14 protein-coding genes and 1 pseudogene are annotated in these 13601 nt (G+C 66.8%); 12 read left to right on the top strand and 3 right to left on the bottom strand.

Going from position 1 to position 13601, the window contains the following annotated elements:
- Nucleotides 1-585: putative PEP-binding protein (locus tag AAHM41_RS34470; protein WP_342241153.1), on the top strand; the 585-nt coding region annotated here is incomplete at its 5' end.
- A 423-nt stretch (nt 586-1008) separates the two neighbouring features.
- Here the strand turns inward: AAHM41_RS34470 and AAHM41_RS34465 are convergent.
- On the bottom strand, nt 1009-2046 hold the full coding sequence (locus AAHM41_RS34465; RefSeq protein ID WP_342241152.1) for a zinc-dependent alcohol dehydrogenase family protein: 1038 nt from the start codon (nt 2044-2046) through the stop codon (nt 1009-1011).
- A 399-nt stretch (nt 2047-2445) separates the two neighbouring features.
- Between AAHM41_RS34465 and AAHM41_RS34460 the strand changes: the two genes are divergently transcribed.
- From AAHM41_RS34460 to AAHM41_RS34450, 3 genes are all read left to right on the top strand, one after another.
- Nucleotides 2446-3972 (top strand): PAS domain-containing sensor histidine kinase, encoded by a 1527-nt coding sequence (locus AAHM41_RS34460; protein ID WP_342241151.1) that lies wholly within the window; start codon nt 2446-2448, stop codon nt 3970-3972.
- Nucleotides 3965-4615, top strand: coding sequence for a response regulator FixJ (gene fixJ, locus AAHM41_RS34455; protein WP_342241150.1), 651 nt, complete (start codon nt 3965-3967; stop codon nt 4613-4615). The genes AAHM41_RS34460 and fixJ overlap by 8 nt, the downstream gene beginning before the upstream one ends.
- A 70-nt stretch (nt 4616-4685) precedes the next feature.
- On the top strand, nt 4686-5069 hold the full coding sequence (locus AAHM41_RS34450; protein ID WP_342241149.1) for a response regulator: 384 nt from the start codon (nt 4686-4688) through the stop codon (nt 5067-5069).
- Between the two features lie 72 nt (nt 5070-5141).
- Here the strand turns inward: AAHM41_RS34450 and AAHM41_RS34445 are convergent, their stop codons facing one another.
- Nucleotides 5142-5594 carry a host attachment protein gene (locus AAHM41_RS34445; RefSeq protein WP_342241148.1) on the bottom strand — a complete coding sequence of 151 codons (453 nt, stop codon included), beginning with the start codon at nt 5592-5594 and terminating at the stop codon, nt 5142-5144.
- Between the two features lie 121 nt (nt 5595-5715).
- Here AAHM41_RS34445 and AAHM41_RS34440 point away from each other — a divergent pair, with 121 nt between their 5' ends.
- The 7 genes and pseudogenes from AAHM41_RS34440 (at nt 5716) to AAHM41_RS34415 (ending at nt 10797) form a co-directional block, all read left to right on the top strand.
- Nucleotides 5716-7317 (top strand): bifunctional aminoglycoside phosphotransferase/ATP-binding protein, encoded by a 1602-nt coding sequence (locus AAHM41_RS34440; RefSeq protein ID WP_342241147.1) that lies wholly within the window; start codon nt 5716-5718, stop codon nt 7315-7317.
- A 15-nt stretch (nt 7318-7332) separates the two neighbouring features.
- Nucleotides 7333-7761, top strand: coding sequence for a hypothetical protein (locus AAHM41_RS34435; protein ID WP_342241146.1), 429 nt, complete (start codon nt 7333-7335; stop codon nt 7759-7761).
- A 216-nt stretch (nt 7762-7977) separates the two neighbouring features.
- Nucleotides 7978-8202, top strand: a complete 225-nt coding sequence (locus AAHM41_RS34430) for a hypothetical protein (RefSeq protein WP_342241154.1) — start codon at nt 7978-7980, stop codon at nt 8200-8202.
- Nucleotides 8108-8416, top strand: a pseudogene (locus tag AAHM41_RS40765) (hypothetical protein); the annotation flags it as partial. The gene AAHM41_RS34430 and the pseudogene AAHM41_RS40765, both read left to right, overlap by 95 nt.
- A complete protein-coding gene (locus AAHM41_RS34425; RefSeq protein WP_446719508.1) occupies nt 8379-9248 on the top strand; it encodes a zinc-dependent alcohol dehydrogenase family protein in 870 nt (289 codons plus the stop codon). The pseudogene AAHM41_RS40765 and the gene AAHM41_RS34425, both read left to right, overlap by 38 nt.
- A gap of 388 nt (nt 9249-9636) precedes the next feature.
- Nucleotides 9637-10356 (top strand): helix-turn-helix domain-containing protein, encoded by a 720-nt coding sequence (locus AAHM41_RS34420; RefSeq protein ID WP_342241145.1) that lies wholly within the window; start codon nt 9637-9639, stop codon nt 10354-10356.
- A 57-nt stretch (nt 10357-10413) separates the two neighbouring features.
- On the top strand, nt 10414-10797 hold the full coding sequence (locus tag AAHM41_RS34415; protein WP_342241144.1) for a hypothetical protein: 384 nt from the start codon (nt 10414-10416) through the stop codon (nt 10795-10797).
- A gap of 1193 nt (nt 10798-11990) precedes the next feature.
- Here the strand turns inward: AAHM41_RS34415 and AAHM41_RS34410 are convergent.
- Nucleotides 11991-12806, bottom strand: a complete 816-nt coding sequence (locus AAHM41_RS34410) for an Hsp20/alpha crystallin family protein (RefSeq protein WP_342241143.1) — start codon at nt 12804-12806, stop codon at nt 11991-11993.
- On the opposite strand from AAHM41_RS34410, the gene AAHM41_RS34405 reads away from it, so the two are divergent.
- Nucleotides 12805-13515, top strand: a complete 711-nt coding sequence (locus AAHM41_RS34405) for a dienelactone hydrolase family protein (RefSeq protein WP_342241142.1) — start codon at nt 12805-12807, stop codon at nt 13513-13515. The two genes, AAHM41_RS34410 and AAHM41_RS34405, sit on opposite strands and share 2 nt — an antisense overlap.
- Nucleotides 13516-13601: the final 86 nt, after the last annotated feature.

The raw sequence follows: 13601 nt of genomic DNA, 5'->3' as shown, positions 1-13601 counted from the left end.
GCCTCCCGCCGCGCCTCGCGCTACGCGCATCCGGCCTATGCCGACGGCTTCGCTCTGGAATGCCGCGCCATCCGCCGCGTCCGGGCAGAGATGGGGCTGGCCAACCTCCATGTCATGGTGCCGTTCTGCCGGCGCGAGGAAGAAGCCCGCCGCGTGCTGGCGGCCATGGCCGGCCACGGGCTCGAACGCGGCAAGGACGGCCTCGAGATCCATCTGATGTGCGAGATTCCGAACAACGTCATCCGGATCGACGCCTTCTCGGCCCTGTTCGACGGCTTCTCCATCGGATCGAACGACCTGACCCAGCTGACGCTCGGCGTCGACCGGGATTCCGAAAGCGTCGCCTTCGATTTCGACGAATGCGATCCGGGCATGCTGGAGATGTTGCGCCTGGCCGTCGCGGGCGCCAAGCGCAACGGTCGGCATGTCGGGATCTGCGGCGAGGCGCCGGCCAACCATCCGGATATCGCCCGATACCTCACCCGTCTCGGGATCGACGCGATCAGCGTCAATCCGTCCAGCCTCTTGCGGACCATCATGGTGGTGCAGGAGGCCGAGAGCGAACTCGCGATGCCCTCCGACTGACGCGAGCAGCGGCGAGAATGATCTCGCCGCCGCTCGCCCTCAACCTTGATCGTGCCTGACGCCGGATCTGATTGCGGCCCGATCTCCTGTCTGCGGTCGTGGCCCCGCGCCCCGACCGACGCTACGATTTTATACGACGGCGAAGTCTTCGACCCTTCATTGGCTTCAACCCTTCGCGATGCTTCGGCGATGGCGTCCTGTGGTCTGGCCTTTCTGGGTCAGGGGTCCCGGGCCTGGGCAGTGGCACGTCGGTAAAGGGCTGGTTTGGATCCACGGTTCTGGTATCCGGGCTGTACGTCTTGCTCGTCGGGATCGACATCGCCTGCCTCCTTGTTCGGCAATCTCGCCATATTCCGGCGTTCGGGAACGCGCTGCTGCGGACCAGTCCGCATTGCCGCCTTGGGCCTCAGCGCGGCTTCGTTGTCACATCGCGATCAAGACCTTCAGGGCCTTGGTGTCGGCGGCTCGGCCGAAGGTGTCGTAGGCATCGAGGATCCGGTCGAAGGGGAAGCGGTGCGTGATCAGGCGGGCCGGATCGATCTTTCCGGACTGCACCGTCTTCAGCAGCATGGGCGTGCTGACGGTATCCACCAGCCGCGTCGTGATGGTGATGTTCTCCGACCACAGCCGCTCCAGGTGAAGGTCGACCTTCTGCCCGTGGACACCGACATTGGCGATGGTGCCGCCGGCGCTGACGATGTCCTGGCAGAGCAGGAAGGTCGCGGGCACGCCGACGGCCTCGATCACGGTGTCGACGCCGCGCCCGTCGGTCAGCCCCCTGATGTCCTCGGCCACGCCGCCGCCGCGGCTGTTGACCACATGGGTGGCGCCGAACTGCCTGGCCACCTCGAGCCGGTTGTCGTCGAGATCGATCATGATGATCTGGGCGGGCGAATAGAACTGGGCCGTCAGCAGGGCGGCCAGCCCGATCGGGCCGGCCCCGACGATCGCGACGGTCGAGCCCGGCGCGACCTTGCCGTTCAGCACGCCGCATTCGAAGCCGGTCGGCAGGATGTCGCTCAGCATGACCAGCGCCTCATCATCCGCGCCGTCCGGGATCGGATAGAGGCTGGTGTCGGCATGCGGCGTGCGGACATATTCCGCCTGGGTGCCGTCGATCCGGTGGCCGAGGATCCACCCACCGGTCCTGCAGTGCGAGTACATGCCGCGGCGACAGTTTTCGCACGTGCCGCAGGCCGAGATGCAGGAGATGAGGACCCGGTCGCCCGGCCGGAAGGTCGTGACGCCGGCGCCAACGGACTCGATGACGCCGACGCCTTCATGGCCGAGGATGCGTCCCGGGGCGCAGGTCGCGACATCGCCCTTGAGGATGTGCAGATCGGTCCCGCAGATCGTGGTCTTGACCATCCGGACGATCGCGTCGCCCGGCGCCTCGATCTCGGGCTTCGGCCGGTCTTCGATCGCCTTGTCTCCGGGGCCGCGATAGACGAGCGCTTTCATTCCGTCCTCCTGCATCCGAGAGGCCGATGCGATGGGTGCAGCCGTGCTTTGCCAAGCGTCCGCCAGCGCAAGAAGACAACGCAGCGAGACCCGCTGCCTTGATCTGCGTCAAGCTCGCCGGTCAGAGACCGATGCTCATGGCCAGGGCGCGATGAAGTCCCACCGTTCCATCGACCCCTGAGGAGCACGGCCGGCTTCAGACTGCACCCCCGCGACCGACGGCTCGTCCGGTCCCCGCTCCTCCGATGTCGCTCCTCCGATTGTCCCGGTGTCGAACCGCTGCTACCTTGGCCATGCATTGGCGCGAGCGGCGGCTGATCGTCTGCTCAAAGCGGCTGTCCCCGTGGCACGGCAGATCGACGTTGCGACCCCGCTTCGCCGGGCCGACTTGAGGGCTGAATGGTGACGCCATCGCCGGACTTCGAGTACCGTGCAGCGATCCTCGACGCCCTACCCGGGCAGATCGCCCTGCTCGACAGCAAAGGCGTTGTCGTGGCAGCCAACCGAAGTTGGCGCAGCAATGCGCCGGGCAACGTCTTCGCCGGCGCCGAGATCGGTGCCGACTATCTGGCCATCTGCGACCACGAAGCAGACAAGGGCAATTCGGATGCCCGGCGCCTCGTGGAACAGCTTCGCCTGATGCTTTCCGATCGAACCGACAGCTTCCAGCTGGACTATTCCTTTCCTGGACCGGCCGGCCCTCTGTGGTTCCGCTGCACCGGCGCAAGGCCGGCCGGTGGGACCCGCGAGGGCGTCGTCGTGCTGCATGCGGAGGTTACCGATGCCCGGGCGGCCCAGGCGACCGCTGAGGCGCGGGAGGCGCATCTGCGCTCGATCCTCGAGACCATTCCGGACGCGATGGTGGTGATCGACGCGCAGGGCCTGATCCAGTCCTTCAGCAGCACGGCGGAACGCCTGTTCGGCTACACGTCCGAGGAGGTACACGGCCGCAACGTCAACATGCTGATGCCCTCCCCCTACCGGGAGGCGCATGACGGCTATCTGGCGCGCTACTTCGCGACCGGCGAGCGGCGTATCATCGGCATCGGCCGGGTGGTCGTCGGCCGACGCAGGGATGGCGGCACCTTCCCGATGGAGCTCGCGGTCGGCGAGGTCTCGCGCGAGGGACACAGCCTGTTCACCGGCTTCATCCGCGACCTGACCGAGCGCCAGCAGACCGAGGCCCGGCTGCAGGAACTGCAGACCGAGCTTCTGCATGTCTCCCGCCTCAGCGCGATGGGCCAGATGGCTGCCACCCTGGCGCATGAGCTGAACCAGCCGCTGACCGCCGTGACGAACTACTGCCAGGCGATGCGGCGCATGCTGGCCGGCAGCGCCAAGCCCGACCTGTCACGGCTGCGCGAGGCCCTGGAGCTCAGTGCCGAACAGGCCCTCAGGGCCGGTCAGATCATTCGGCGGCTGCGCGACTTCGTGGCCCGCGGTGAGACCGAGAAGCACGTGGAGATCGTCGCCAAGATGGTCGAGGAGGCCAGCGCGCTTGCGCTCGTCGGCGCCAAGGAGCACGGCGTCAAGGTGCATCTGACCGTCGACGCAAAGCCGCGGCACGTCGTCGTCGACAAGATCCAGATCCAGCAGGTGCTCTTGAACTTAATGCGAAACGCGATGGAAGCCATGGATGGCAGCACCCGGCGCGAGCTGGAGATCGCCGCGGTGGCACGGGGAGACGTGATCGAGTTCGCGGTGATCGACACGGGCCCCGGCCTGACGCCCGAGGTTGAGGCCCAGTTGTTCCAGCCCTTCGTCACGACCAAGCGCCATGGGATGGGCATCGGCCTGTCGATCTGCCGCACCATCGTCGAGGCGCATGGCGGACGGCTGTGGACCGAGCCGACGCCCGGGGGCGGCGCCACCTTCCGGTTCAGCCTGCCGGCCGCTCCAGCCAATGGAGACAGCAGCCATGGCTGAGGTCCCGATCGTCCATGTCGTCGACGATGACGAGGCAGTGCGCCTCTCATTGGGCTTCCTGCTCGAGTCGGTGGGCTTCCGCGTGGAGACGTATCAATCGGCCGTCGCCTTCCTGGACCGGCCCCAGCTACCGCCGCAGGGCTGCATCGTCACCGATGTGCGTATGCCGGAGATGGACGGGCTGACGCTGCAGCAGAAGCTGGTCGAACGCGGGATCGGCCTGCCGGTGATCGTGATGACCGGCCACGGCGACATCCCTATAGCCGTGCAGGCGCTGAAGGCCGGCGCGGTCGACTTCCTCGAGAAGCCGTTCGACGACGAACTCCTGATCGGCGCGATCCGGACGGCGCTGGAGCGCAACCAACGTGACCGGAGCCGGCAGAGCGAGACCTCGGCGCTGTCCTCGCGGCTTGCGGCCCTGACGCCGCGCGAGCAGGAGGTCCTTGCGGCCCTGGTCAAAGGCCATCCCAACAAGGCCATCGCCGTCGACCTCGGTATCAGCGCCCGCACCGTCGAGGTGCACCGAGCCCGGGTGATGGAAAAGATGCAAGCCCGGAGCCTGTCGGATCTGGTCCGGATGTGGCTCGCGCTCCGCCCCGAGGACGACTCGCGCGATCCGGTCCATTCGGCGCGGGGGTCTTGATCCAGATCAAGGCCGGAGCATGGAGGCGCGCACTATCCTTCGGCCTTCGCGCCCAACCCAGTGCATCCTCATGCCCACGACCGCCTCCCCGGCCGACCGCCCGACCATCCATGTCGTGGAAGACGATGCCGCGGTGCGCCGATCGCTTGCCTTTCTCCTCGAATCCGCATCGTTCGTTGTGCACGTTCATGCATCGGCGTCCGGGTTTCTCGAAACGCCGGCCGCGACGGGCTGCCTGTTGGTCGACTACGACATGCCGGGGATCGGCGGACTGGAACTGCTGCGCCGACTTCGCCTGCGCGGCGCCGGCCTGCCATGCATCATGATCACCGACAAGCACACGGCCGGCATCCGGCAGGCAGCGCAGGCCGCCGGGGCCGCGGCCGTGATCGAGAAGCCCTTCGACAGTGAAGAGCTGATCCTCGCGATCCAACAAGCCCTCTCGGAGTCGTGAGCGCTCACCTGGCAGCCCGCCGCAGAGCCGCGTCCGACCACGGGATGCCGACGCACCCGCTGTGCGGTCTCTTCATCTTCCGGCCGTCAGCAGGCGCTCGATTTCATGCACCGGATGCTTGGTCAGGTCCTTGTCGATCTCCGCCACGACCACGGCCGACACCGACGGAGGCAGGGCTCGGCGCAACGAACCAAGGATGCGCGGCGGCGCGACAAGAACGATCGGGCTGGCGGGATCCTCGCGATGCAGTTGGTCCAACCTTCCGGCGATCCGCATCGCAAAGGCATTTTTCTCCTGGCCATGCCAATCGGTTTGTTCGATCGCGCTTGCGGGCACCGACCGGTTCTGGAGGAGGCCGGGCCGGTCGGTTCCCTGGTCGGAGGTCCTGCCATGGTCGGGGGCGTCCATGCGCTCGATCAGGCGAAGATCCGGGGCCAATGCATCGCCGGCATGTCTCAGGAACAAGGCCTTCGTAGCATCACAGACGACGATCCAGGCGCCGTGGGACAGGCGAAGGGCGGTCATGGCTGCTCCCCATCTGGAAGACGCTCATCACACGGCAGCATCGACCTCTCCGCTTTGATCTAGCTCAAGGTCGCGAGCTTCCGGTGTGGCCAGGATGAGCACCGTTCCATGGAGGCTCCTGATGTCGGCAGATCAGCAGCAAGACGTGATCGCGTTTCTCTCCCAGCCAGAGGCGTATGGCGTGGCCTCGGTCCAGCGGGTGGAGACCCACGCCTCGATCGTCTTCCTGGCCGGCGGCCACGCCTACAAGCTCAAGAAGGCGGTGCGCTTCAGCTATCTCGACTATTCCACCCTGGAGCTCCGGCGGGCGGCCTGCGAAAGAGAGCTGGAGCTGAACCTGCGGACGGCGCCCGACCTCTATCTGCGCGTGCTGCCCGTCTGTCGCGCCGCCTCGGGAGCGCTGACCCTCGGCGGCGACGGCACGATCGTCGACTGGCTCCTGGTCATGCTGCGCTTCGACGGGTCGGGACAGTTCGACCGGCTGGCCCGCCATGGGCAGCTCACCGCCGAGCTGATGCGCCAGCTCGCCGACCGGATCGCCGGCTTCCACCGGTCGCTGCCGGAGGAGCCCCAGCATGGCGGTGCCGCCGCGATCGCCGGGATCATCGTCGAGAATCGGGCCAATCTGGAACGCTTCGGCGCCGGGCTGTTCGATGCCACGGCGATCGGCCGGTTGACCGAGCAGTCGTTGGATGCGGCCGCCCGTCATGAGGCGCTGCTCGACCTGCGCCGGCGGTCGGGGCATGTACGCCGCGGCCATGGCGACCTTCATCTCGGCAACATCGCGCTGTGGCGCGGCGCGCCGACGCTGTTCGACGCGATCGAATTTTCCGACTGCCTGGCCTGCGTGGACATCCTGTACGACCTGTCCTTCCTGCTGATGGACCTGATCGAACGATCCCACCGCGACCTCGCCAGCGTCGTATTCAACCGGTATCTCGACCGCATGCCGGAGGAGACGGACGGCACCGCCCTGCTCCCGCTGTTCCTGTCGATCCACGCCGCAATCCGGGCCCACGTCCAGGCGACGATGGCTAGTGGCACGACCGACAGCGCCGCACGGCTGGAGGCTCGCCGCCGCGGCGCGGGCTATTTCGCGCTCGCAGGCGAGCTCCTGCAAGCCAGCTCGCCGCGGCTTCTGGCGATCGGCGGGGTGAGCGGCACCGGCAAGTCGACCCTCGCCACGCATCTCTCCCCCTATGCCGGACGGCCCATCGGGGCCCGGATCCTGCGGTCGGATGTCATCCGCAAACAGCTGCACGGCGCGGCACCTGAGAATCGGCTGCCCGAGAGCGCCTACGCTCCGGAGCAGACCGCTCGGGTCTACGACACCCTGCGCCGGGGAGCGGACCAACTCCTGGCCTGCGGATGCACGGTGATTGCCGACGCCACCTTCCTGGACCCGGCCGAACGGGCCGCGATCCGGGCTGTCGCCAATCGCCGTCAGATGCCCTTTGCCGCAGTCTGGCTGGACGCACCAGACACCGTTCTGGCGTCCCGGCTGTCCGCCCGAGTGAGCGACGCGTCGGACGCCACGCCGGCGATGATCGAGCGGCAGCGCCGCGGCATGACGGCCCCTGCCGACTGGGCCGGCTTCGCCGCCGATTGCCCGACCTCGACTATGGTGTTCCGGACCTTGCGGTACCTGGGCCGGCTGGGGTGGCTGGCCGGGCTGCCGGACGACAACCCGGTCGACGCCCTGATAGCCGACACAGCTCCTTGACGACAGGAGGCCGCCATGGCGCCACATGATCAGCAGAGCAGTCACCGGCCGCAGAGCCGTGCCAAATCCCTGGCTCGCATCCGAATGGAGCTGGCGCGCACGCCGGAAGCTCCCGAGGGTGCTCGGGATTGCGGCTACGAATTGATCGCCCCGCTCGATCCGGACGGGCATCTCGATGCCGATGCCTGGCGGGAGCGCCGGGCGGAGTGCACGGTGCGCCGCTTCTGGTCCGGCGCCGACGACGAGCATGGCCGCCTGATCCACACCCGCGACCGCCGCTGGGCCTTTTCCTACGCCCCGGGGGAGGATGATGACGAGCCGATCTGGCGGCTCGACACCCATCGCTTCGTCGAAGGCGAATATGTGTCGGTGACCGAGCACGACGGCGTCACCCGGCCCTTCCGCATCGTCGAGGTCCGGCCCCGGCCGGCCGCGCTCGGCTGAGGCATGCCCCACTTTGGCGCGCCGCCGGGCGCGTCAGGCGTCACGCCATTGTGGAGACCGATCAGTGATGAAGCCGAACGGGCTGGCCGAGCGCTACCGCGTCGATGACGGGAGCAGATTCCGCCTGGCCGTCTGGGATCCGGCCGACACCAATGGCCTGGCCGACGAAACTTCGGTTGAGGGTCTCGTCCAGCTGTCCGAGGCTCAGGAACGGCTCTGCGCTCAGGGCCCACGAAGGCCTATGAGGACATGATCCGGGCCACCGCCAGGCCGGACGCACCCTGGCATGTGATCCCGGCCGACAACCGCTGGTTCGCCCTCCTCGCCATCGCTTTCGCCACCGCCGATGCGGTGGAGGGACCCGGCTTGGCGGTTCCGGACATCGGACCGGCGCTGCGAGAGCCGCTGCTGTCGGCCCGAGCCATGCTGGAGAACGAATAGGCATGGAACCGGCCGGCTGCCGTCGGAGCCAAAAGCAGGAAGCTTTTCCATGAAGGCCATGATCCTCATGAAACCAGGGACGCGGCTCGAGCCCGCCGACCTGCCGCAGCCCGCTCCGGGACCAACCGAGATCGTCATCCGCGTGTCTGCCTGCGGTGTCTGCCGGACCGATCTGCATGTCGTCGATGGCGAACTCGCTTCTCCCAAGCCTCGCCTTGTCCCGGGGGCACGAGATCGTAGGCCGGGTGATTGCCACTGGCAGCGCGGCGACGCGGTTCCGGATCGGCGACCGGGTCGGCGTGCCCTGGCTCGGCTGGGCCTGCGGCGTCTGCGATTTCTGCCGTCGCAACCAGGAGAATCTGTGCGAGAGCGCCCGCTTCACCGGCTATCAGATCGACGGCGGCTATGCTGAATTCGCCAAGGCCGACGAGCGGTTCTGCGTGCCGATCCCGGAGCGCTATGGTGATGTCGAGGCGGCGCCGCTCCTCTGCGCCGGGCTGATCGGCTACCGGGCGCTCCGCCTGGCCGGCGACGCGCCGTGCCTCGGCCTTTATGGCTTCGGCGCCTCCGCGCACATCGTCATCCAAGTGGCCCGTCATCGCGGCCAGGAGGTCGCCGTCTTCACCAGGCCCGGCGACGTCGATGCCCAGGCCTTCGCCCGGCGCCTCGGCGCCGCCTGGGTCGGCGGGTCCGATGAGACGCCGCCGGCGCCGCTCGATGCAGCCATCATCTTCGCCCCGGTCGGCGATCTCGTGCCGACCGCGCTGCAGGCGATCCGGAAGGGCGGCAGCGTGATCTGCGCCGGCATCCACATGTCGGACATCCCGCGCTTCCCATACGCCCTGCTCTGGCCGGAGCGGACCATCCGCGCGATCGCCAACCTGACACGCCAGGATGCCGAGGACTTCATGGCCATTGCCGCGGAGGTACCGATCCGAACCGAGACGCTGGCGATGCCGCTCGATCAGGCGAACGAGGCGCTGACCCGGATTCGCGAAGGCCGGCTCACCGGGGCCGCGGTGCTGGTTCCCGGACCAGCCCCCTGACAGCACCTGCTGACGCGGCTCACCCGCGCCAGCTCACCACGGCCAAGCTGGCTGCGAACACAGCGAACGCGGCAAGAACCCCGCTAAGGATCAGGACTTCATGAGTGGTCACGAGGGGCCTCCGATCATCAATCTTCGACATCGGCGGCTTCGCAGGGCCAGATCGTTGCCTCCTTGATCCGGATCAAAGACGAACAGGGCGACACCTCGTTTCATTGGCTGGTGCCCTGGCTCTGCATCCGGGGCACCGGCAGTTCACTGACCCGGCTTCGGCCGGGTCCTTTCTTTCGGGATAAGTAGTTTTCCATACGGATCTGACCGAATGATGCGCGACGTGGCCGAGGCCTAAGATAGCTGCACGTCCAACCGACGGCAGCGCGAGGCAACCATGCAGACGCACAGCGCCCTCCCGATCTCCCGGCCGCACCAGGGCCCCGTTCCCACCCTTCCACCTCATCGGAGTGACGATGCACCGGCCAGCCTGGCCTCGCTCGGGACCGTCGTCAGCGTCCGACGCGGCGGCGCCGTCTTTCGCGAGGGCGACCCTGCCCTGGACTGGTATCGGATCGTCTCCGGCACCGGCTGCACCTGCAAGCTGCTGTCCGACGGCCGGCGCCAGATCGGCACATTCCTCCACGCCGGCGACTTCTTTGGCTTCGAGGCGCTCGGCGAGCATGGCTTCGACGCGGAAGCCCTGACCGACCTGGTGGTCATCCGTTATCCCCGCCGGCACACCGAGGCTCTTGCCCAGAGTGATGGCGCGGTGGGCCACCGTTTCCGCGAAATCGCCTGCCGCTCCCTGACCGCTGCCTATGAGTGGCTGCTGACCCTGGGCCGGAGGACGGCGACGGAACGGGTCATCGGCTTCCTGCTCGAACTGGCTCGCATGGCGCCGGATGGAAAGACGATCAGCCTGCCGATGTCTCGCAATGACATCGGCGACTACCTCGGCCTGACGCTCGAGACCGTCAGCAGGATCTTCGCGGCTCTCAGGCACGACGGCCTGATCGAGATGACGGGGGCCCATCGCGTGTCGCTGCTCGACCGCCCGGCGCTTGAGCTGATGACCGAGGGCGACGAGCCCGCGGTCCGTATCGGCAACGCATAAATCGAGTTGATCACCTCAGTCGTCACTCAAGAACGATCCCCTCCGAGGGAGGCATCAATGGACAGCGCTCAAGCGATGCTGCTTCTGATCGATTGCCTGGAAGCGATGCGCAGCCGCTATCAGCGCTTTCTTCGCACGGGCCAGGACCTTCTTCCGCGGGAGCAGGCCAAGTTCTGCTCGGCGACGAGACTGCTCCACGACGCCGTCGTCGCACGCGACGAGGCCTTGCTCGTCCAGGCGTGGACCTGCCTGAGAAACGCCGGGTCAGCGATCGGGAGCGTCATGATCGAGCCCAAGACCCGGCACTACACCGCCTCAACTCTCGGCCTGGACGTTCGAGATCTCGCCGATCTCTGCCGGAATCTCCATGCATCGAGGTTTCCCCTCGCTCCGGATGTCGTTGGCGCCGCCCATCCTTCCGCGAGCGGAGGCAAGGCATAAGGCGCTCAAGACAGGCGCCCGTTTCGCATGAGGCGTGATCCGGCAATCGTGGAAACGGATCGAGCATGCGCTTCACCACACTGGCGTCGTGGACAAAGCCCTCGACGATCGACCTTCCGGATGCGTCGCTCGGCTTATGGTGCGGAGCAGCGGCTGGCGCCTGCTCTGGCTTGCCGAGCTCGCCACAGCGGTGTTCGTGCTGACGCACCGATCGACCTGCAGCGGCGGATCATCGACGACGCGCTGTACGGTCGCGACTTTCATCCGGTCCTGCTTCTGGCGATCGCTAATGGCGGCCTGGCCCCGCTCGAGGAGGCGGTCAAACCGTTCACGACCATCTATCGGGATGGCTCGGAGAAAGCACTGCCCGCCTGCTGCGGGAGAAGATCCGGCCCGGGTTGCACGATCTTCCCGCGGAGCGACACGATAGCACGACGGACGGCGTAGGCCTCTCCATGATAATCGCCGGGAGCGACGATATCGGCGGCTTTGTCGGGGAGAGTCTGTCGGAACCGCTCTGCAAGACGGTGTCCTCATGAGCGCCCTCGGCTACATGCTCTACATCCAGCCGTCGATGGTGCTCGCGAGCCTGGTCGTCTTCCTGCCCAGCTGGTGCTGGTGCCCCGTTCTGCAAGCCGGATCAACAGGCGCGTGTCGAAGCGCATCACGATGCTTCGTCACATCAGCATCTCGGTTACCTCCTCGCCGGCCGGGACCGGAGACGAGAAGCAGACCCATCGCTTCGACGCGATATTTACCCTTAACTTAGGCGTATTTATTCTTACGTTTTCGCTGAATTTCCTGATGAACCTTCTCTATCACGCGGGCGTTGCATACGCGCTTGCCCTGGACGGATGGTATGTCATCCGCGGCGAGACGAATGTCGGCACCGTCGTGGCGATCATCTCGGGCCTCTCGAAGATCAATGATCCCTGGGGAGACCTCGCGACCTGGTATCGGGACTTGGCCGTCACCGGGGTCAAATACCGTCTGATCGCGGATGCCTTGAAGGAGACAAAGCGGCTCCCAGGCACGTCCGACAGTCGAGATCCCATGCGAGCCGCTGTGACTTCGGTTCGCGAACTGCCCGCGGGCTGGCGCGCCAGAGGGAACCATCCCTGGGCACGGCAACATGGCGGGCCGGGGGGCTTGCGGACAAGCGACCGCACCGCCTCCGGCCCGGCAGATGACGCTCAGGTCGCCTTAACCTCGATCTTCTTCTCGGATTTCAGGGCCTCGGCCGACTTCGGCAGCGAGATCGTCAGCACGCCGTTCTTGAAGCTTGCCGCGATCTTGTTCGTATCGACGTCATCCGGCAGCGTGAAGGAGCGCTGGAACGAGCCGTACCGCCGCTCGGTGAGATGGTAGTCCTTCTCCCGCTCCTCCTTCTCCTCGGTCTTCTCGCCTTTGACCGTCAGGACGCCGTTCGACAGCTTGACCTCGACATGGTGCTCATCCATGCCCGGGAGCTCGGCGGTGAGCTGGTACTCCTTGTCTTTCTCGGCGATATCGACCGCAAGGGCGATGCCCTGGATCATCCCGCGCGGCCAGGTCGGCTCGATGTCGAACATCGTCCGGCCGAAGGGCAGGACATGCAGCCCCCGATGGAAGCCTTCGAACACGCGGTCGATCTCCTGCCGCAGGCTTTGGAACGGGTCCCAAACCCGCGCGGACGCAGGAGCCGGAGCGGACGTCGGCTCGGTCTTGACCGGTATCTTGGACACCTGTGTCATCATCAGTCCTCCTGTTGGCGAGCAGGACGGGTCGCCTCGGAAATCAGGATTGCCCGCTGCCCATGGATGCGCGCAGCCAATCCGCGCTCCGAAGCGCCAAGACGGCTGAATGCGCCCAGGCATCATGGAAACGTTCCGCGCCAGCGTGCTTTGACCTGAGTCAAGTTTGGCGTTCGAGATAGAAGCCTCAGGAGCGCGGACAGGCTTGATCCTGATCAAAACCGCGTTCCGCCGCGCCGGATAGGGTGCTCCGACGAGACCCACGAGGCCTGCCATGGACCTCCGCCACATCCGTATCCCGCCTGCCGGGCTGCCCGGCACGCTGCGCCTGCCGGATCCTCCTCGGTCCCTTGTCGTCTTTGTGCAAGGGAGCGGTTCGAGCCGGTTCGAGCCGCGCAACGTGGCTCTGGCCGAGGGCCTCTGCCGGCACGGTTTCGCGACCCTCCTGCTCGACCTCTTGACCTTTCAGGAAGAACGCAACCAGGCGAATATCTTCAGTATCCAGCTGCTCGCTGCCCGGCTCATCGACACGATGCATTGGGTCGAGGGCCAGCCGGACCTCGCCGCGCTTCCCCTCGGCCTCTTCGCGACCGGGACCGGAGCCGCGGCGGCCCTGGTCGCCGCCGCGAGCCGAAGGCACATCCGGGCGATCGTGACATATGAAGGTCGCCCCGACCTCGCCCATGAAGCGGTCGACGAGGTCCGGGTCCCGACGCTCCTGATCGTCGGCGACCATCAGGACCGCCTGGTCGCGCACAACCGGCATGTCCATGCCCGATTGCAGGGTCCGAAGGCGATCAAGATCATCGCAACGGCCCGGTGCCAGTTCGCCGAGCCGGACGCGACCGCTGGTGTCGTCGACCAGGCAACGCGCTGGTTCGGCCGCCATCTCGGCCATGGGCCGATCCGGGACATGGGCGCGGCGCATCCAGAAGGCGGCACGGACCCTCTTGGACAGCTCTCAGACCTTCGGGAGGACCGATGAGCCAAGTGGGAGCCTTTTTCGACGCCCTCAGAACAGCCCGGGACAAGCAGGCCTCGACGCTTCTGGCCGGCGGCATTGCCCTCGTT

The sequence above is a fragment of the Inquilinus sp. OTU3971 genome, from assembly GCF_038440215.1.
The sequence above is the reverse complement of the archived record's forward strand: the minus strand, read 5'-3'. Positions and strand labels throughout refer to the sequence as shown.